We start from the raw sequence: 19,007 nt of genomic DNA, 5'->3' as shown, positions 1-19,007 counted from the left end.
CTTGCTCACCAACCCGCCCCGGCAACCACGCCCGAAGTTCCTCCTCGCTTTTCCGCGACGAACAAAAAGGCCCCGGTGATTTCACCGGGGCCTTTTTGATTTCAGCTTCTGACTGGCGGAGCGCTTACTGCTCTTCGTCCACGCCGTCCGGCTGACCGGATTCCAGTTCGGAATCGGTGGCATCACGGACGCCGGTGACCTTGACGTCGAAATGCAGGGTCTGGCCAGCCAGGGGATGGTTGGCATCGATCAGCACCTTGTCGTCTTCGACCTTGATCACGGTGATGATCTGGGTACCCTGTTCACCGACGGCCTGGAAGCGCATGCCCGGCTCGATCTCGGTGTCGGCCTGGAAGATGTCCCGCGGCACTTCCTGCTGCAGCTCGTCATTGCGCTCACCGTAGCCTTCGGCCGGCTCCACGGTCACGGCGCCTTCCTGGCCCTCATTCCAGCCTTCGATGGCCTTTTCCAGGCCGGGAATGATGGACTGGGTGCCATGCACAAAGGCGAGGGGCTCACGGCCCTCGGAGCTGTCCAGGACATTGCCTTCGGCATCTTTCAGGGTGTAGTCGATCTCGACCACGCGCTTGTTGGCGACTTCCATTGAAACCTCTCGGAATTATCTTTGATTCAGAATGACCAAATAGGGTCTCATCCCCACAGGGCCTGCGTAAAGGCCGGAGTTCACCGTTCGTCAAGATAGCGTCTCAGCATGGCCTCCTTGTCGGCCTCGAGCTGCTTGCTGATGCTCACGGAATAGGGGCTGGCTGCCTGTTCAGGCTGCCTCAGCGCTTCCGGCAGGGCAGCCAGCTGCTTGCGCGCGTGCTCGCGGGTTTCCTCGAGGGTGCCGAGCGCCCCGGCCAGGCGTTCGCCGCCCTCGATGACCGGCTTGAGCAGGGCTTCGCTGCCCTTGATCGGTGCTTCGTCAGCAGCGCATACCCGGTCACCCTGCATGCTGCCACGATGCCAGGAACGCCATACCTGCTTGGCGCCCGGCCAGGTGGCCTTGTCACGCGAGGCCTTCATGCGGGGTTCGCCGGCGAATTCGCTCAACTTGTAGGCAAAGTCGATGTCGGCGGCATCCGGACTCACGGCCCATTCGGTGCCGACACCGAAGCCATCAATGGGTGCGCCTTCCCGCAGCAACTCGGCTATCCGGTACTCGTTAAGAGAGGACGAGGCGAGAATGCGGATATCTTCCAGTCCGGCCGCGTCGAGTTTCTCGCGGGCCTGCCAGGCGAGTTTCCCCAGATCGCCCGAATCCAGGCGAATGGCGGAAACCGGGAGCTTGCCGGGCCCTGGATGGGCCTGGATGAGTGCAATTACCCGTTCCACGCCCCGCAACGTATCCCAGGTGTCCACGAGCAGAGTGGTTTCCGGCCATTGCCGGCAGAACCGTTCGAAGGCCCGCTCTTCATCCTCGAAGGCCTGTACGTAACTGTGCGCCATGGTGCCCATTACGGGGATCCCGTAGCGCATGCCGGCCTCCAGGTTCGACGTGCCGGCAGCCCCGGCGATATAACTGCAGCGGGCCAGTGCCAGGGCGCCATCACTGCCATGGGCCTTGCGGGCGCCGAAATCCATCACCGGGCGGCCGTCGGCCGCCAGCACGATGCGGGCCGCCTTGCTTGCCAGCACGCTCTGGGAGTGAATGCGATTGAGCAGGAAGGTCTCGACCAGTTGCGCTTCGATCAGGGGCGCGCGCACCTGGATGGCTGGCTCCATGGGAAAGGCCACACTGCCCTCCGGCAGGGCGTAGACATCGCCGGTGAAACGCAGGGATGCCAGGCGGCGAAGAAAGTGCTCAGGGAATCGATCCAGCGAGCGCAGCCAGTCAATTTCCCCTTCATGGAAATGGAAACCACTGAGGAAGCGGATGCATTCATCCTGACCGGCGGTCAGCACGAAATTGCGATGAGCCGGCAGCTCACGGAAGAAGAGTTCGAACACGGCCTCTTCTTCCATGGCCTCGGCATCATAGACCGTCGCCATGCTCAGTTCATACAGGTCGGTGAGCAGGGCGCTGGCGGGTCGGTGGGGTGAGAGCGCAGGCTCGGGCATGCCGTGTCCTTTCTTGAGGGGACTTCGGATCGGAAACTCCTGAACTTGGAAAGCTCGGCCTGAGTAGAGGTTCCCTAGACCAGCTCGGCACCGGCGGCACGCATTTCCTCGAGGGCTTCACGGCCCTTGGCGGCGTCCACGGGGCGAGTGGAGGCTCGTAGCAATTTCACTTCGAAGCCGGCCTTGAGTGCGTCCATTACGGTGGCATGAACGCAGACATCCTGTGCCAGGCCACCGATCCACAAGCGGCGGATGCCGCGATCCTTCAACGACTCAGCGAGACCGGTGTCCTCCAGCGCCGAATACTGGTCACGATCCGGCGACTGGCCCTTGGAGATGATTTCCGCATCCGTCGGCAGCGCCAGCCGCGGGTGAAAATCCGCTCCGGGCGTGTCCTGCACGCAGTGCTCCGGCCAGGGACCACCCTGTTCGGAGAAGCTGCAATGGCCGCGAGGATGCCAGTCCCGTGATGCGATCACGGGGATGCCCTGCGAGCGGGCCGACTCGATGGCCTCGTTGAGCCGGGGGATGATCTGATCACCTTCCTCCACGGCCAGGGCACCGCCGGGGCAGAAGTCGTTCTGGACATCCACGATCAGCAAGGCGTCATCTGGCGCATAATCGGGTCGCATGGCGTCCCTCCTGTCAGGGAATCTCATTCGAGGTTCCTTGCCTTACTCACCCCTGAATGTGGGGATGGGACGGGCGTGTATCAAGGTGCGGTTTACGGCCATGGTTTGGGGGTCGTCGGCCGTTCGCGGGCAGGCCGGGGTGGCAATCGCCGGGCGCATCCCGGACAATGTTGCGCTTGCAGGGCGTGTGGGCGTGTAAGACGGCCACCGCCAGTGACCGTCTCATCCAGTCAAGGACAGCAGGAAGCCACGTGAACGTGCCCAGCCAGCCGCCCGCATCCCGCGTCATTGAATTGCCCGACCCGCTTGAAACCTGGTGCGGAGACTCCCTGCCCGGTGTCCGCCTGGTCTGTGAATCCTGGGGTGAGCGCCGGGGCAATGGCGACAACACCATTCTCCTGTTTACCGGGCTGTCACCCAGCGCCCATGCTGCATCAAGCGAACAGGATCCGTCGGATGGCTGGTGGGAAGCCATGGTCGGGCCGGGGAAGCCAATCGATACCAGACGCTTTCACGTGCTCTGCTTCAATTCCCTGGGCAGTTGTTTCGGCTCCACCGGCCCGGCCAGCCCCAGGCCCGGCGGCGACGAGCCCTGGCGCCTGGATTTTCCCGAGTTGCGGGTGGAGGACATTGCGGCGGCCACTCGGGCGGCACTGGATGTCATGGGCATCCGGCAGCTTCACGCCATCGTTGGCCCTTCCCTGGGCGGGATGAGTGCACTGGCCTTTCTGCTGCGCTACCCCGGCAGCGCCCGGCATCTGCTGAGCATTTCCTCCGCCGAGCGGGCCCTGCCCTTCGCCATCGCCGTGCGTTCACTGCAGCGTGAAATCGTGCGCTCGGATCCCGCCTGGCAGGGTGGCCACTACGATTCTGACGCCCAGCCGGCCAGTGGCATGCGGCTGGCCCGCAAGCTGGGCATGATTTCCTATCGCTCCCCCGGGGAATGGACGGAGCGATTCGGCCGCCGCAAGATGGCGGAACCCGATCCCGGGTTCGGGCCGCGTTACGAGATTGAATCCTATCTGGCGGCCCAGGCGGATCGCTTCGTCGGCGGCTTTGATCCCAACTGCTATATCTATCTGTCCCGGGCCATGGATCTGTTCGATGTGGACGACCATGTCCGTGATGGCCAGTCGCCACTGCAGGCCCTGGCGGAGCTGGAATCCGCCGCGGTCGTGGGCGTGGAGAGCGATATCCTGTTTCCCTTGCAGCAGCAGCGCGCACTGGCCGACAATCTGGCTGACGTGGGCGTGGCGACACGTTTTCACGGTCTCGCCTCCATTCAGGGGCACGATGCCTTTCTGGTGGACGACGAACGCTTTGGCCCGGTGATCGCCGATTACCTGGCCGGTATCTGATAGGCAGGGAGTGAAGCATGACCACCGAATACGCCGTCGACCAACGCGCCCCGCGGCCCGCGGAGGACTTTCCAGGAGCCCGAGCCCTGATCGATGGCGTCAGTGAAGCGGCGGCCCTGAACGACCCCGATGCCATCACCGAAGCGGTCAAGAATCGGCTGTGCCGACTCATTTCTTCCCCGGAATTCCAGTTGCCTGCCAGTTTCCTGGAAGCCGAAGAGGATCATTACGCCCGCCGCCTGGTGTACCGCGCTCCCGATGATCGATTCTCCATTGTCGCCATGACCTGGGGCGTGGGGCAGGGTACGCCCCTGCATGATCACTCCGGTCTCTGGTGCGTGGAGGGCGTCTGTCACGGCCGTATTCGCATTGAACAGTATTCCCACCGGGAAAGCCGCGGTGACCAGGATCGCTTTCGACTGGAAGAAGTCGTGACGTCCGAGGTGGGCGGAGCCGGTTGCCTGATACCACCCCATGATCATCATCGAATCCTCAATGACCGGGAAGATGATGTGGCCGTGACCCTGCACATCTATGGCGGCGAGATGAATTGCTGCAATGTCTTCCTTCCCCGGAGTGGTGACTGGTATCAGCGGGAACGCCGCAGCCTGAGCTACGATTGACGGCGGGACCGGGCCACTTTCCCGGAGGTGCCATGACAGCGGTTCGCCCCCTGCATGCCCTGACTGCCTATTGCCTGGCGCTGGTGCTTGGCCTGATTCTGCTGGTTCTGGGCGAAGCCCTGGGCGGCGTGGCCTCCGCACTGGGTCGCGTGGGTGGCATGCAGATTGGCAGTCTGCTGGCCATCGTCCTGGTGGTCATCCTCGGCAGCCTGGGCTGGCGCCACAGTCTCGGCCTGTATGCCTGCCACCATCGGGCCGTGGCCGGCAGTCTGCTCATCGGCCTTGCCCTGTCGCTACTGATCGCCGCCACGCTGGCCCACCTTTACCGCCTTGGTGAAGCCGAAGAGCACGCGCGTGCCGTTGATGAAGTCCTGCGTGAGACCACACAGCGCATCGGGCCACTGGGTCTGGCCATGGTGGTGGTGATTCTGGCGCCCCTGGCTGAAGAGCTCCTGTTTCGCGGCCTGATTCTGCGTGGCATGCTGGCGCGCTTTCCGCCCTGGGCGGCGATTCTGATCAGTACGGCGCTGTTTGCCATGTTGCACGGCCATCCGGTGCACGCCACCATCACGGCCGTACTGGGTCTCGCCTGCGCCCTTCTGGTCATTCACGGTCGCAGTATCTGGCCCGCCATCGCCCTGCATTGTGCGTACAATGGCACCACACTGGGGCTGGACCATCTCGGGTTTTCAGAACCCCTGTCCCTCTGGACGATTCCCCCCGCATTGACCATCATGGTGATCGGGGTATTCTTGATTCGCCGGCAGCAGTCAGGCAAGCCCGGCTAAGGAGCGGCAAATGGCCATCTGGTCCGTGCATGAGTACAGCGGCAGTTTTCACTCGGAACCCGGCGAAACCCTGCTGGTGGATGATGAACTGATCGATGAAGTGGATATGTCCACCGGCGATCCCATCGCCATCCCCACGCCCCGTCGCCAGGTCATGGAAGCCGTGCATCGGGAGATTCGCCGCAGCTGGGTCACCGGCGGCGTCGTTTTCCAGGCCTACGAGCTGGACGACAGCGACGTTGCAGAGGCGGCCGATGATCCGGGGCCGGAGACGGTAATCAGCCTGCTCTGGAGCCTGGCCGACAATCAGGATTTGCCCAGTGACATCGCCGGCTGCTCCATCGCCTGGCTGGCCGATGAACGTGTCTGGCCCGAAACCCGGCAGCAGTTCGGAGACGCCGTCTACCGTGCGCTCAAGGAGGGGGGCGTTCTGGGGGATGGCCTGGCCGAAGATCAGGCCGAGCGCATGACCGGCGAATACCTGGATGCCCTGTTCGAAGAAGCCGGCGACGAGGATGTCTTCCTGTTCGGTCTCGATCCCGGCTTTTCCTGCTGGTTCTGTGACGGCGAATACGATATCGCCTACGCCATCATCAATCTCGATGCCGGCTGGTTCGGCCTCTTCCTCGCCACCGACAGCGAGGATTGACGCCAATACCCTGAGCCGCAAAACGCACGCAGATAAAGAAGCGAATTAGCCACAGATAAAGTGTTCCCTGGCACTTCAATTGCGAATCATCTGTGTCCATCTGTGTTTATCTGTGGCTAATTCATTTTCATTTCCTTATTTCGCGTCTATTTTGCGTCCATTTCGCGGCGCTTTTTTCATCACTCCGCGTTTTCCCGGCGATCGAGGGGCGATTCGTCGATCAGGAAATAGCGGGGGTTGACCATGGTGTTGCCCAGTGACACCGACCAGTGCAGGTGCGGGCCGGTGACGCGGCCGGTCATGCCGACGGTTCCCACCAATTCCCCGGTGTCCAGTTCATCGCCGACCGATACCTTGATCTCGTCCATGTGAGCAAACATGGAGATCAGGCCTTCGCCGTGATCGAGGAAGACGGTCTTGCCGTTGAAGTAGAAATGGCCGGCCTCGATCACCTGGCCCGGGGCGGGGGCGTAGATGGGGGTACCGGTGGCGCCGCGGATATCAATGCCGCTGTGGGGATTGCGGGGCTGGTCATTGATGTAGCGCTGGCGGCCGAAGGGACTGGTCTCCACGTTTTCCACGGGCAAAGCAAAGGCCAGTGGTACCGAGTCGGCCTCGCTGTGTGTGGCCAGGGCGCGCCGAATCCGGGGCCGTTCCTGATTGATTCTCTCCAATGCCTCCGCGTCCGGTGTGACCAGGCGTTCATCGGCAATGGTGATACGGGATTCCGCATATTCCTTGGGCTCGACATGGAAGCGCTTCTGCAGGGATTCGCCATCGGGGAAGCGAACCTCGAAGCGCTGTTCCCCGGGTGACGTGCCCAGGGGGATGCCGAGAATGGCCCGGTAATCATCTCCGTTGGGCACCACCAGGCCCTGGCGATCCCGGTAGCGAACCTCGGGGCGGCCGCCACGGTCACCGGGCAGGTCGATCACCGCGACACCGCCGGGAACCGGCTTGTGGCGGGGTAGCTCATGGGCGGTGGCGGCCGCGGCCGCGACCACCGTCAGCAGCAGGGTAACGGCGGAGAACATCCGTTTCATCATCATGAATTTTCCTTGTCCTGATCCTGATCCACGGTTATGACATGGGCGCTGATTCGGCCTCTGGCCAGCCGGGCGGTGATCTCGTCCCCGGCCATCACCTCGCCAGCACTCCGGATGATACCGCCATCCGGCCGCTGCACAATGGCATAGCCCCGGTCGAGGGTGGCCAGCGGGCTGACGGTGTTCAGGGCCCGGGCACTGCTCTGCAGGCGCTGCCGCCGATCCTGCAGCCCGTGCTGCATGGCCTGCCCCAGTCGGCGACGAATCTCCGCCAGGCGGTCACGGCGGCGTTGGAGATGCTGGCCGGGGTTGGCGGCCCGCAATCGCTGACCGAGGTGATTCAACTGCCGGGCCTGATGATCCAGCTGACGCCGGACAAGGCGTGTCAGGCGCAGGGCCATCTCGTCCAGGCGCTGCCCCTGTTGCTGCAGTTGTTGCCCGGGGTGGCGCAGGGCAAGACGACGCCTGAGGCCGCGATAGTGTTCGCGGGCCCGTTGCAGGTGCCCGTTCACCGCCAGCATCATGCGCTGGGTCTGACGATCAAGACGCTGACGCCACTCGCCGGCATCCGGGCTGACGGCCTCAGCGGCGCCAGTGGGTGTTGGCGCGCGGTGATCAGCGGCAAAATCGGCAATGGTGAAATCCACTTCATGGCCCACCCCGGCCACCACGGGGATCGGGCAGGCGCGCAGGGCGCGGGCCACGCACTCTTCATTGAAGGCCCACAGATCCTCAAGCGAGCCCCCGCCACGGGCCAGAATGAGCACATCGCACTCGGCCCGTCTTCCGGCCACGGCAAGCATGTGGGCAATCTTCTGCCCGGCACCCTCGCCTTGCACGGGGACGGGGTAGACAACGACCTCGGCCAGGGGAAAGCGCCGCTTCAGGGTGGTGAGAATGTCGCGAATGGCCGCGCCGGTGGGGGAGGTGATAACGCCGATTCGTTCCGGCATGGCCGGCAGTGGACGCTTGATGGCCTCGTCAAACAGGCCTTCGGCGGCCAGTTTCTGCTTGAGCTCCTCGAATGCCCGCTGCAAGGCCCCCAGGCCGGCGGGCTCCATGGCTTCCACCTTGAGCTGGAACTCACCACGTGCCTCGTACAGGCCGATGCGGGCCCGAACCAGAACCTTTTCCCCGTTCTCCGGCCGGAAGCGCATGCTGCGCTGCTGGGGCCGGAACATGGCGCAGCGAACCTGGGCCGAGGCATCCTTCAGGGAAAAATACAGATGGCCTGAAGCGGGGCGGGCCAGATTGGAGATCTCGCCTTCGATCCACAGGGCCGGAAAGCCCTGTTCCAGGGCAAAGCGAACCTCCCGGTTCAGGCGGGAGACGGTCCAGATTTCCGCCGGGTCCGGCGGTTGCAGCAGTGATCGGCTCATTTCGTCAGTTTACCATTGCCGTGATCGGACTACGGCGCCTGCCGCCAGCGCAAGGCCGGTGGGAGCGCGGATCGCCGCCTTTACCCCATGCCGCCAGGACGCGTATAATTCGCCGATTAACTTTCTCGCTGGTGGTCCCGCCGCCGGTTCAATCGACACAAGTTTCGGGAAATTGCACCCATGTCGATCCGCATCGCCGAAGAAGCCCTCACCTACGACGACGTTCTGCTGCTGCCCGCACATTCCGAGGTTCTGCCGCACCAGGTCAGCCTGGGCACGAAGCTCACCCGCGACATCACGCTCAACATTCCGCTGGTTTCCGCGGCCATGGACACGGTCACCGAAGGCCGTCTTGCCATCGCCCTGGCCCAGGAAGGCGGCATCGGCGTGATTCACAAGAGCATGTCGCCGGAGGCGCAGGCCGCCGAGGTTCGCCACGTCAAGAAATACGAAAGCGGTGTCATCAAGGATCCCATCACGGTCAGCCCCGATCGCAGTATCCGCGAGGTCATGGAACTGACCCGTCGGCATGGTATCTCCGGTGTGCCGGTGGTGGACGGTGAAGAGCTGGTGGGCATCGTCACCAGTCGCGATCTTCGTTTCGAGACCCGGTACGACGCTCCGGTCACAACCATCATGACCGGCAAGGACAAACTGGTGACGGTCAAGGAAGGGGCCAGCCGGGAAGAGATCCTTGAGAAACTGCACGAGTTCCGAATCGAAAAGGTTCTTGTGGTCAGTGACGATTTCAAGCTGCGCGGCATGATCACCGTGAAGGACATACAGAAGGCCACCGATTTCCCCAGCGCCTGCAAGGACGATCAGGGTCGCCTGCGCTGTGCCGCGGCCGTGGGAACCGGCGGCGATACCGACGAGCGTGTTGAGCGCCTGGTGGCCGCCGGAGTGGACGTGATCGTGGTGGATACCTCCCACGGTCACAGCAAGGGTGTGCTGGATCGGGTGGCGAGCATCAAGAAGCAGTATCCGGAGGTACAGGTCATCGGCGGCAATATCGTGACCGCCGAGGCGGCGAAGGATCTGGTCAAGGCCGGTGCGGACGCCGTCAAGGTGGGTATCGGACCCGGCTCCATCTGCACCACCCGCGTGGTGGCCGGTGTGGGTGTGCCCCAAGTCACCGCCGTGGCCAATGTGGCCAAGGCCCTTGAAGGCACCGGCGTTCCCCTGATTGCCGATGGCGGTGTGCGCTTCTCCGGCGATCTGGCCAAGGCCATTGTGGCCGGTGCCCACAGCATCATGATCGGCGGCCTGTTTGCCGGCACGGAAGAATCACCGGGCGAGGTGGAGCTCTACCACGGTCGTTCCTACAAGGCCTACCGCGGCATGGGTTCCATGGGAGCCATGTCGTCCCGTCACGGCTCTTCCGATCGTTATTTCCAGGACAAGACCGAGGAAGTGGAGAAACTGGTGCCGGAAGGTATCGAGGGCCGGGTGCCCTACAAGGGCCCGCTGGGAGCCATCGTGCACCAGATGATGGGGGGACTGCGCGCCAGCATGGGCTACACCGGTTGCGCCACCATCGAGGAAATGCGCACCAAGCCACAGTTTGTGAAGATCACCGGTGCCGGCGTCAAGGAATCTCATGTCCACGACGTCACCATCACCAAAGAAGCCCCGAATTACAGAACGGAATAATTCAGGAGCAGGGAGCAGGGAGCAGGGAGCGAAAACCGACAGACTTGCCAAAGTGGCACTGTTGGGCCTTTTGCTCCTTGCTCCTTGCTCCTTGTTCCTGATTTCCAAAAGGAAATCCAGCCATGCGCGACATCTATGCCCATCGAGTCCTGATTCTCGATTTCGGATCCCAGTACACCCAGCTTATCGGTCGTCGTGTGCGCGAACTGGGAGTGTACTGCGAGATACATGATCCCGAGATGGGTGATGAGGCCATTCGCGAGTTTGGCGCCAGTGCCGTGATTCTTTCCGGTGGCCCGGCTTCCGTGACCGAACAGGATACGGCGCGCGCACCGGCGGCGGTGTTTGAACTGGGCGTGCCTGTGCTGGGGATCTGTTACGGCATGCAGACCATGTCCGCCCAGTTGGGTGGCCGTGTCGAATCCAGCGATGAACAGGAGTTCGGCTACGCCCGGGTGAGGGTGAGTGGCAAGAGTCGTCTGCTGGAAGGGATTGAAGATCATGTTGAAAGCGGCGGCATCCCCAGTCTGGACGTCTGGATGAGCCATGGTGACCGGGTGGCGGAATTGCCGCCGGGCTTCGAGGTGGTGGCCAGCTCCGAGAATGCCCCCTATGCCGTGATCAGCCACGAAGAAAAATGCTTCTATGGCATTCAGTTCCATCCCGAGGTGACCCACACCACCCAGGGCGGTCGCATCCTGGAGCGTTTCCTGCACGACATCGCCGGCTGTGCCGCTGACTGGCAGTCCGACAACATTATCGAGACCCAGGTCAGTCAGGTGCGTGAACAGGTGGGGCATGATCACGTGTTGCTGGGGCTGTCCGGCGGCGTGGACAGCTCCGTGGTGGCCGCTCTGCTGCACAAGGCCATTGGTGATCAGCTCACTTGCGTATTCGTGGATACCGGGCTGCTTCGCCTGGGCGAGGGTGATCAGGTCATGGCCACCTTTGCCGAGCACATGGGGGTTCATGTCATCCGCGTGGATGCCGAGGATCGTTTCCTCTCCGCCCTCGAGGGCGTTGAAGACCCGGAAGAGAAGCGCAAGATCATCGGCCGCACCTTCATCGAAGTCTTCGACGAGGAAGCCGCGAAGATCGAAAACGTGAAATGGCTGGCCCAGGGCACCATCTATCCGGACGTGATTGAATCCGCCGGCTCCAAGACCGGCAAGGCCCAGGTCATCAAGTCCCATCACAATGTGGGTGGCCTGCCCGAGCACATGAAGCTCAAGCTGATCGAGCCCCTGCGTGAACTGTTCAAGGACGAAGTCCGGCGCCTGGGCGTGGAACTGGGCCTGCCCCATGACATGCTCTTCCGGCATCCCTTCCCTGGCCCGGGCCTCGGTGTGCGCATTCTGGGTGAAGTGAAGAAGGAATACGCTGACATCCTGCGCAAGGCTGATGCCATCTTCATCGAAGAGCTCTGGAATCACGACCTCTACAACAAGACCAGCCAGGCCTTTGCCGTCTTCCTGCCCGTGCGTTCCGTGGGCGTCATGGGGGACGGTCGCCGTTATGACTGGGTGGTGGCCCTGCGTGCCGTGGAGACCATCGACTTCATGACCGCCCGCTGGGCCCATCTGCCCTACGATTTCCTGGACCACGTCTCACGCCGCATCATCAACGAGGTCAGGGGCATTTCCCGGGTGACCTACGATATCTCCGGCAAACCGCCGGCGACCATCGAATGGGAGTAGGCTGATCGGACAAGCCTGTCCGATCAGCCCTCGTAATCGTAGTCGTAATCGACGGGTGCCATAATCTTTCGACAACGACAACGACAACGACAACGACAACGACAACGACAACGACAACGGATTTTCTGTCACGGAGTCGAAGATTGAATCCCGGCGATCCCATCGACCAGCACTGGATGCAGCATGCTCTCAAGCTGGCCCGCCATGCCGAGGCCGCGGGCGAAGTGCCGGTCGGTTCGGTAATCGTCCAGGATGGCGAGGTTATCGGTGAAGGTTGGAATGCCCCCATCAGCCTGCACGATCCCACCGCCCACGCCGAGATTGCGGCACTCCGGGCAGCGGCCGCGAGGCAGGGCAATTATCGCCTCGGGGGTGCCACGCTCTACGTCACACTGGAACCCTGCAGCATGTGTGCCGGTGCCATCATCCATGCACGCATTGCCCGGGTGGTGTTCGGGGCAGCGGATCCCAAGACCGGTGCGGCGGGCAGTGTGTTCGACATACTGGGTACCGACCGGCTCAATCACCGGGTCGAAGTCGAGGGCGGGGTCATGGCCGAGGAATGCGGCCGGGTGCTGCGTGAATTCTTTCGGGCGAAACGGGCGGCCGGCCGAAACGGGAGTGATCAGCCGGACTGATCGTCCGTTTCACTTTCTTCCTCGCCTTCCACCAGCGTTTCCGCTTCACCGTTTTGCGGCATCAGCCAGGCCAGGATGTCGTAGTAGCGCCGGATATTGTCCACATAAATGACCGGTTCCCGGCCACGGGCGTAACCATAGCGCGTCTGGGTGTAGTACTGACGCTGGCTCAGCAATGGCAGATGATCCCGAACGTCCAGCCAGCGATCCGGGTTGGCGCCGTGCTGTTCGGTGAGGATGCGGGCGTCCATGAGGTGATAGAAGCCCACATTGTAGGCAGCCAGGGCCATCCAGGTCCGGTCGGGCTCTTCGATATGGTCGGGCATGCGATCATGAACCCGGTTGAAGTAGCGTGCACCGCCGAAGATGCTCTGGCGAGGATCGATCCGATTGGTGACGCCCATGTCGCCAGCCGTGCGCTGGGTCAGCATCATGATGCCGCGCACGCCAGTGGGTGAGACAGCGCGCGGATTCCAGTGGGATTCCTGGTAACCGATGGCCGCCAGCAGGCGCCAGTCCAGATCATAGTCGTCCGCGGCGGTCTCGAACCAGTGTCGATAGGTCGGCAGGCGGTTGTCGATGTGGCGCATGAAGATGCGTGTGCCCACGTAATCGAAACGCTCGGTATGACCAAAGTGCCGGTCCCGAATCTGCGCCAGGGTACCGCGTCGTTCCAGGCGTGCCAGAAAGTCGTCGGCCGCCCGCCGTAGGGAATCATCCATGCCGGGTGGAAAGGCCCAGGCGATGGGCTCCGGTTCCGCCAAATCAAAGGCAGCGCGCAGTTCCGGGTAATAGCGGCGGTTCATCTTGAGATCCACCGAATCCGCAATGGTGTAATCCAGTTCCCGGTCAGCGACCTGAATCAGCAGATCCTCGCTTTCCAGGCCGTCCACTGCCTCCCAGGCCAGATCCGGATAGTCCTGCGCCAATTTCTTGAGCGTCTCCTCGTGGCTGCTGCCGGCCACCACCTTGAGAACACCGTCCAGCTCATCCAGAGCCCGGGGAGCCGGATTGCCGAATCGATAGACCAGCTGCTGGGTAACTTCGTGATAGGGTGCCCCGAATCGAATCCGTTCCTGACGATCGTCGGTGACTGACAGGCCGGCAGCGGCCAGATCGGCCTTTCCCTGCTCCAGCTGGCTGAACATCGCCCCGAGGCCATCGGGTACGGTCACCCGCAGTTCGACGCCCAGATGATCCGCGAACAGGCGTACCAGGTCATATTCCAGTCCGGTGGGCTCCTCCGGGCCCAGGTAGTAGGTGGTGGGGCTGTTGCGCGTCAGGACATGCAGCTCACCACGGGCCTGTACCTGCTCCAGCAGGGATGGAGGCAGGGAGCAGGTGCCCAGGATCAGGGCCAGTCCGGTGGCGATGATGGCGCGCATGCCTGTGTGAGTGCTCCTTTTCCGAATACGGACTTATGTAATAACCCAGGGGCGGAGAGACGGATATCATTCGCGCCAGCCCCGGTCCTTTGTTAGAATCTGCGGCTTCCGGTTGCCGTCCTCAACCCCCTGATTGGGGGAGGATGACCATATTGTCCCCCGAAGCGGGGGCTGCCCGCTACTTCCCGCGATTGTCGGGGCAGGCGCACCGACCAACGGCGACGCCAGCGGGTGACTTGCGGTTTTTGGACAAATGTTTTCCGGAGAGGTGCCAGAGCGGCCGAATGGGGCGGTCTCGAAAACCGTTGACCCCTCGCGGGGTCCGAGGGTTCGAATCCCTCCCTCTCCGCCACACAAGGAAAGCCACCCAATCGGGTGGCTTTTTTTGTGTGGCGGGGAGGGAGGCCCGATGAGAACCCTTTTCGAACAAATCGCCGGGAGCGATTTGTCGCGTAGCGCGCATGCGCGGAGCCCGGAGCGAAGCGGAGGGCCAGGCGCAGGGATGCGCCTGGCAATCCCCACGGTCGAGCAGGCACCAGGTGAATAACCAGTACGGCGCACCGGGTGGCTTTTTTTTGGGTTCTTCGCGGAAAAGCGGGGGGGGGCGCCGAGCGGTTAGGGGCGTCGGGTTGGTGGGAGCGGGCAGTGGTTCCCCTTACGCTTCCGGTCACGCCCCCACCAACCCGCCGAATCACCGCTCTGGAAAGGGTCTTGGTGGCCCTGCCCAGAACCGTGGGAAACAGGGATGTTTCCCTCGAGCCTACAGGGACGTATTCACGGCGCGTTCTGGGCAGGGCCACCAAGACCCGCCCCGGCCACCACGCCCGAACTTCCTCCCCGCTTTTCCGCGAAGAACCTTTTTCGTGTGGCGGAGAGGGAGGCCCGATGAGAACCCTTTTCGAACAAATCGCCATTCCTACCACCCCTTCGGTCAGTGGCGGTAGGAATACGAACCATCAGCTATGCTGTCTGTCACAGTTCACAGGTTCTTGCGATCCTGCATTTTCCCCTCGAATCCATTTCAGAATAAAAATCAGGAGGTTGCACCATGAAAACCGCATTGCGGAGTTCCTTGCTGCTGGGCCTGTCGACGGCGATCGCCCTTGCGGCCGGCCAGGCCCAGGCCAGGGAAGTGGTGGCATCAAGCATTGGAACCGAATACGAGCAGATTCGCCTGGTCAAGCTGGTGGACGGTCTCAGCCATCCCTGGGCTGTTGGTTTCCTGCCGGATGGCCGTTTTCTCGTTACCGAGCGTCCCAACGGCCTGTACCTGATCGAAGAGGGCAAGAAGACGCGGGTGGAAGGTACGCCGGAATTCTTCGCGACCAATCAGGGCGGCATGCTTGATGTGGTGGTCCACCCGGATTATGAGAGCAATGGCTGGATCTATCTGACCTACTCCAAGGGTGATTCGGACGGCACCGTCCCCGCCCTGGCGCGTGGCCGCCTGGAGGGCAATCGACTCGTGGACGTGGAAGCATTGTTCGAATCCAATGAATACACCTCTCCCGGCCGCCATTACGGCTCCCGGATCCTGTTCCTGGACGATGGCACCCTGATGATGACCATCGGGGATCGGGGGGCTGAGCCGCCACGGGCACAGGACACCCTGGATCATTCCGGCACCGTTGTGCGCCTGAACGATGATGGCAGTGTGCCTGACGACAACCCCTTCGTCGGCGATGACGACTATGCGCCGGAAATCTGGTCCTACGGCCATCGCAACATCCAGGGTATCGTCCAGCACCCGGAGACGGGGCTGATCTGGGCTACCGAGCACGGCCCCCGCGGTGGTGACGAGCTGAATCTGATCGAGCCGGGCAAGAACTACGGTTGGCCCACCGCCACCCTTGGACGGGATTATCGCACCGAGGACAAGTTCCCCCACGCTGAAGCCCGTCACCGGGAAGGCATGGTGGACCCGGTATTCGAATTCCTCCCCACTCTGGCACCGTCCGGCCTGGCCCTGGTTCATGGTGATCGCTTTGCCAACTGGGAGGGCAATCTGCTGGCCGGTGGCCTGCGTCCCCAGAAGATCCTGCGCCTGGTGATCGAGGATGAAACCGTCGTACACGCGGAGGAATTGCTGCGTGAACGGATCGGTCGCATCCGCGATGTCCGGCAGGGCCCGGATGGGTACATCTACATCGTGAACGACATGTCGGATGCCGCTTTGTACCGGATCGAGCCGGCCCGATAAACCTGGCGGGCAGAAGTGAAAAGGGCGCACCCCGAGGGTGCGCCCTTTTTTACCTCGGGCAATGGCTTGCCCGACTGTCTCGAGGTTTCAGAAGCGATAGCTTGCGGCCACGCTCATGAAACGCCCGCGCGGGTCGTGGTTTCTCAGGTCATAACCCCAGATGTTGCCACGCTGGAAGGGCGGATCCTCATCCAGCAGATTATGCACTCGGCCCATGACGTCGAAATTCTCGGCAACACGCCAGCGTACTGAGGCATCGAGTACCGTCCAGGAGCTTACGCTGCGATCCGGAAGGACATTATGCAGGCCGAATCCATCGAAACGCTCGCTGTAGGAACCCACATGGCGGAGACCCAGGGTCCAGCCCCATTGGGACGTGTCCCAGTTGAGGCGTGACACAGCGCGCAGTTTGGGCCGCTCGAACGTACCAGCCAACTCGCGGACGGGATCCGTTTCCCGTAGCTGGCGGTCGAAGCTGAGCACATAGGTGGCGGAAGTGTTGAGGCTCATTGCGCCGCCAAACTGCTCCCACTGAATGCGTACATCCAGGTCCACACCATCGGTTTCCTGCATGCCGAAGTTCAGGAAGGTGTCGTTGATGAAATCGATGCGCCCGGGGATACCGTCGGCCTGCTCCTGGGCCGTGGGATCCAGGCGCACTACACGACCGGGGAACTGATTCTCGTTGTCCAGGATGAACTGGGTGTCGGAGGCAATCAGGTTCTCGTGCCGGATTTTCCAGTAGTCAAGGCTCACCGACATCCAGTCCAGCGGCTCCGCGACGATACCGAAGTTGAGGCTTTCGCTGGTTTCCGGCTCCAGGAAGGGGTTGCCCTCGAAGCGGACAATATACTCGGTCGGCCCGCAATCCTGGTCATCACCCGTCAGTTCACAGCGAGTGGTGTCCACCAGAATGGGGCTTTCCTCCGTGGCTCCCAGCCCGATCTCGGGAATGCTCGGGGCACGGAAGCCCTCGGAATAACTGGCACGGAAGCCAAGGCGTTCCGTGGGCTGATAGCTGATCCCGATTCTCGGGTTCGTGGTGGTACCGAAATCGGAGTAGTCATCATGCCGCATGGCCAGCTGGATATTCATGTTCTCCATGACCGGCAGGGCAGTCTCCACGTAAGCGGAGGTGATATCACGGCCACCTTCCGCCTGGGTGGCTTCGGTGCCGATGATCTGGCCGGTCCGGAACTGGTAATCGGGAATGTCCCGGATGAACTCATCCCGGTACTGAAGGCCAGCGGCCAGACCAATGCGTCCACCCGGCAACAGACCGAACTGGCCACTGACGCCGGCATCCAGGAAGGATTGCCGTGAAACACCGGTGCGTGTGGTCCGGGTCGAAATCCGGTCGATGACTTCCTGATCATTGGGTTCTGCCCCAAAGGGGTTGTAGCTGAAGTCATCCAACGCTGCCTGGGCATCGTGGAGATTGATAAAGCCGCTCACCCCATGCTGTTCGGCAGCATGCCGTGTATAACCCGCAGCCACGTCGTAATCCCAGTCCGGGTTGGCAAACAGGCCGGTCACACCGATCACTGCACGCAGACTGGTATGGTTTTGGTGCTGGACTCGCGGGCCGGCATCCGTGAAGCGATAGCGGGCGCGCACGTCCTGATCAAAGGGGTTGTCAGGGTGATCTTCCGAGATGAACAGTTCATCCACGCTCGGTGTGGCAGCGCCCACGATCTCGCTATTCCGGTGATGGGCCCAGAACTCGCCATACATCATGGCATTGGCGCTCAGGTCGTACTCAGAGACGTGGAAAAGACTGGTTCGCTCTGAATTGGGACGCAGCTGCATGTCCGGCGAGTAATCGAACAGGCAAAGCTCACCGCTGGCATTCAGCCGATCAGCAGGGCAATCCGGGTCTGGCTGGAACTCTTCGTCATCCAGCAGGAAATAGGCGCCGGGATTGGAGCCGAGGCTCGAACGGAAATCGAGTCCATCCGGATGCAGCGTGGTCTTGTTTGCACTCTGGGAGTACTCACGATCCTTCTTCCAGATCGCGCCGCGGCTATACCAGTCCAGAGTCGTGGTAAAGCGACTCTCCCCGCCGGCTGAACCCCACACCATGCTGATGCGGTCTTCCTGGGCGTCGCTGCTTGAGGAGATGCCGGTATTGGCATGAATCTCCGCGCCCTGCATGTCGTTGCGCAGGATGATGTTGATCACACCTGCAATGGCGTCCGTGCCATAAATCGCCGAGGCGCCATCGCGCATGACTTCGACGCGTTCGATGGCGGCGAAGGGGATGGTGTTCAGATCCACGGCCGACGTGGTGATGCCTTTTGCAAACGGGGAGTTGGCCGTTCGGCGGCCATTGATGAGAACAAGCGTTGCATTGGCTTCAAGGCCGCGAAGTGCTGCGGCTGAGGTATCCGGGCCGGTATCATCATTGGAATCCCCGGTTTCTGTGAAACTGCCCGCCCCCAGGGCAGGGATCCGCTGAAAGAGATCCTGTGTGGTCTGGATGCCTTCTCGTTCCATCTGTGCCCGATCAATGGTCGTAATCGGACTGATCTCCTCCATCTCCAGTCGTGACAGTCGCGTACCGGTGATAATGACGCGATCCAGGTCGCGGGCTTCGGTTTCGTCTGCAAGCGCCGTTGTGGATGTGCCCGTTCCGGCGAACACTATCCCAATAGACGCGGCAAGCAATAGCTTCCCTCCAAGGTGCGAGTACATACCCTCTGCTCCTTAATAGTCCATGTTAGTGATTGTTGATGCGAGTTGTTGCCTTCAGTAATGGCCGTAACAGGGCAAAATTTCAGGCAACAGTCCTATAAGATGGCAGAGGAATTCCGGCATGCAAGTTGGAATGATGGGATACCTTGTCGTCGTATCAGTGATACTTGTTTTATGTTTAATCGTATCGGGCAGACATTGTTC

The 19,007-nt window shown here is 62.0% G+C and carries 15 protein-coding genes and 1 tRNA gene; 9 read left to right on the top strand and 7 right to left on the bottom strand.

What is annotated here, in order from left to right:
• Nucleotides 1–124 precede the first annotated feature (124 nt).
• From RBH19_RS02310 to RBH19_RS02300, 3 genes are all read right to left on the bottom strand, one after another.
• Nucleotides 125–604 carry an FKBP-type peptidyl-prolyl cis-trans isomerase gene (locus RBH19_RS02310; RefSeq protein WP_306727185.1) on the bottom strand — a complete coding sequence of 160 codons (480 nt, stop codon included), beginning with the start codon at nt 602–604 and terminating at the stop codon, nt 125–127.
• Nucleotides 605–684: 80 nt separating this feature from the next.
• Entirely contained in the window at nt 685–2,061 is a 1,377-nt protein-coding gene (locus RBH19_RS02305; protein WP_306727184.1) for a nicotinate phosphoribosyltransferase, read from the bottom strand.
• Between the two features lie 74 nt (nt 2,062–2,135).
• Complete coding sequence (locus tag RBH19_RS02300; RefSeq protein ID WP_306727183.1) at nt 2,136–2,693, bottom strand: nicotinamidase; 558 nt, start codon at nt 2,691–2,693, stop codon at nt 2,136–2,138.
• Nucleotides 2,694–2,950: 257 nt separating this feature from the next.
• Here RBH19_RS02300 and metX point away from each other — a divergent pair, with 257 nt between their 5' ends.
• The 4 genes from metX to RBH19_RS02280 are packed head-to-tail and all read left to right on the top strand — an operon-like array spanning nt 2,951 to nt 6,111.
• Nucleotides 2,951–4,051, top strand: coding sequence for a homoserine O-acetyltransferase MetX (metX, locus tag RBH19_RS02295; RefSeq protein ID WP_445353958.1), 1,101 nt, complete (start codon nt 2,951–2,953; stop codon nt 4,049–4,051).
• Nucleotides 4,052–4,068: 17 nt separating this feature from the next.
• Nucleotides 4,069–4,674, top strand: coding sequence for a cysteine dioxygenase family protein (locus tag RBH19_RS02290; protein ID WP_306727181.1), 606 nt, complete (start codon nt 4,069–4,071; stop codon nt 4,672–4,674).
• A 32-nt stretch (nt 4,675–4,706) separates the two neighbouring features.
• Complete coding sequence (locus RBH19_RS02285; protein ID WP_306727180.1) at nt 4,707–5,462, top strand: CPBP family intramembrane glutamic endopeptidase; 756 nt, start codon at nt 4,707–4,709, stop codon at nt 5,460–5,462.
• 10 nt (nt 5,463–5,472) lie between these two features.
• Nucleotides 5,473–6,111 carry a hypothetical protein gene (locus RBH19_RS02280; protein WP_306727179.1) on the top strand — a complete coding sequence of 213 codons (639 nt, stop codon included), beginning with the start codon at nt 5,473–5,475 and terminating at the stop codon, nt 6,109–6,111.
• Nucleotides 6,112–6,290: 179 nt separating this feature from the next.
• Here RBH19_RS02280 and RBH19_RS02275 read toward each other — a convergent pair whose 3' ends face one another.
• Nucleotides 6,291–7,160: a peptidoglycan DD-metalloendopeptidase family protein gene (locus RBH19_RS02275; RefSeq protein ID WP_306727178.1), complete on the bottom strand. Its 870-nt coding sequence runs from the start codon at nt 7,158–7,160 to the stop codon at nt 6,291–6,293.
• A complete protein-coding gene (gene xseA, locus RBH19_RS02270) occupies nt 7,157–8,536 on the bottom strand; it encodes an exodeoxyribonuclease VII large subunit (RefSeq protein ID WP_306727177.1) in 1,380 nt (459 codons plus the stop codon). Before xseA ends, RBH19_RS02275 begins: the two co-directional genes overlap by 4 nt.
• 186 nt (nt 8,537–8,722) lie before the next feature.
• Between xseA and guaB the strand changes: the two genes are divergently transcribed.
• The 3 genes from guaB (at nt 8,723) to tadA (ending at nt 12,524) form a co-directional block, all read left to right on the top strand.
• Nucleotides 8,723–10,189 carry an IMP dehydrogenase gene (gene guaB / locus RBH19_RS02265; RefSeq protein ID WP_306727297.1) on the top strand — a complete coding sequence of 489 codons (1,467 nt, stop codon included), beginning with the start codon at nt 8,723–8,725 and terminating at the stop codon, nt 10,187–10,189.
• A 122-nt stretch (nt 10,190–10,311) separates the two neighbouring features.
• A complete protein-coding gene (gene guaA / locus RBH19_RS02260) occupies nt 10,312–11,886 on the top strand; it encodes a glutamine-hydrolyzing GMP synthase (protein ID WP_306727176.1) in 1,575 nt (524 codons plus the stop codon).
• Nucleotides 11,887–12,062: 176 nt separating this feature from the next.
• Entirely contained in the window at nt 12,063–12,524 is a 462-nt protein-coding gene (tadA, locus tag RBH19_RS02255) for a tRNA adenosine(34) deaminase TadA (RefSeq protein WP_306727296.1), read from the top strand.
• Here the strand turns inward: tadA and mltF are convergent.
• Entirely contained in the window at nt 12,512–13,909 is a 1,398-nt protein-coding gene (gene mltF / locus RBH19_RS02250) for a membrane-bound lytic murein transglycosylase MltF (RefSeq protein ID WP_306727175.1), read from the bottom strand. The genes tadA and mltF overlap by 13 nt on opposite strands.
• Before the next feature lie 262 nt (nt 13,910–14,171).
• Between mltF and RBH19_RS02245 the strand changes: the two genes are divergently transcribed.
• Nucleotides 14,172–14,261 (top strand) — tRNA-Ser (locus RBH19_RS02245).
• 696 nt (nt 14,262–14,957) lie between these two features.
• Nucleotides 14,958–16,109 (top strand): PQQ-dependent sugar dehydrogenase, encoded by a 1,152-nt coding sequence (locus RBH19_RS02240; protein WP_306727174.1) that lies wholly within the window; start codon nt 14,958–14,960, stop codon nt 16,107–16,109.
• 87 nt (nt 16,110–16,196) lie between these two features.
• On the opposite strand, the gene RBH19_RS02235 is transcribed toward RBH19_RS02240, so the two are convergent.
• Nucleotides 16,197–18,752, bottom strand: a complete 2,556-nt coding sequence (locus tag RBH19_RS02235) for a TonB-dependent receptor (RefSeq protein ID WP_306727173.1) — start codon at nt 18,750–18,752, stop codon at nt 16,197–16,199.
• Between the last annotated feature and the right edge of the window lie 255 nt (nt 18,753–19,007).

The organism is Natronospira bacteriovora (assembly GCF_030848495.1).
Lineage (GTDB): Bacteria > Pseudomonadota > Gammaproteobacteria > Natronospirales > Natronospiraceae > Natronospira > Natronospira bacteriovora.
The sequence above is the reverse complement of the archived record's forward strand: the minus strand, read 5'-3'. Positions and strand labels throughout refer to the sequence as shown.

Excerpts from the sequence above, each read along its gene's own strand:
- RBH19_RS02310 (WP_306727185.1), bottom strand. The coding sequence starts at position 604 with ATGGAAGTCGCCAACAAGCGCGTGGTCGAGATCGACTACACCCTGAAA.
- RBH19_RS02305 (WP_306727184.1), bottom strand. The coding sequence starts at position 2,061 with ATGCCCGAGCCTGCGCTCTCACCCCACCGACCCGCCAGCGCCCTGCTC.
- RBH19_RS02300 (WP_306727183.1), bottom strand. The coding sequence starts at position 2,693 with ATGCGACCCGATTATGCGCCAGATGACGCCTTGCTGATCGTGGATGTC.
- RBH19_RS02290 (WP_306727181.1), top strand. The coding sequence starts at position 4,069 with ATGACCACCGAATACGCCGTCGACCAACGCGCCCCGCGGCCCGCGGAG.
- RBH19_RS02285 (WP_306727180.1), top strand. The coding sequence starts at position 4,707 with ATGACAGCGGTTCGCCCCCTGCATGCCCTGACTGCCTATTGCCTGGCG.
- RBH19_RS02280 (WP_306727179.1), top strand. The coding sequence starts at position 5,473 with ATGGCCATCTGGTCCGTGCATGAGTACAGCGGCAGTTTTCACTCGGAA.
- RBH19_RS02275 (WP_306727178.1), bottom strand. The coding sequence starts at position 7,160 with ATGATGATGAAACGGATGTTCTCCGCCGTTACCCTGCTGCTGACGGTG.
- xseA (WP_306727177.1), bottom strand. The coding sequence starts at position 8,536 with ATGAGCCGATCACTGCTGCAACCGCCGGACCCGGCGGAAATCTGGACC.
- guaA (WP_306727176.1), top strand. The coding sequence starts at position 10,312 with ATGCGCGACATCTATGCCCATCGAGTCCTGATTCTCGATTTCGGATCC.
- tadA (WP_306727296.1), top strand. The coding sequence starts at position 12,063 with ATGCAGCATGCTCTCAAGCTGGCCCGCCATGCCGAGGCCGCGGGCGAA.
- mltF (WP_306727175.1), bottom strand. The coding sequence starts at position 13,909 with ATGCGCGCCATCATCGCCACCGGACTGGCCCTGATCCTGGGCACCTGC.
- RBH19_RS02240 (WP_306727174.1), top strand. The coding sequence starts at position 14,958 with ATGAAAACCGCATTGCGGAGTTCCTTGCTGCTGGGCCTGTCGACGGCG.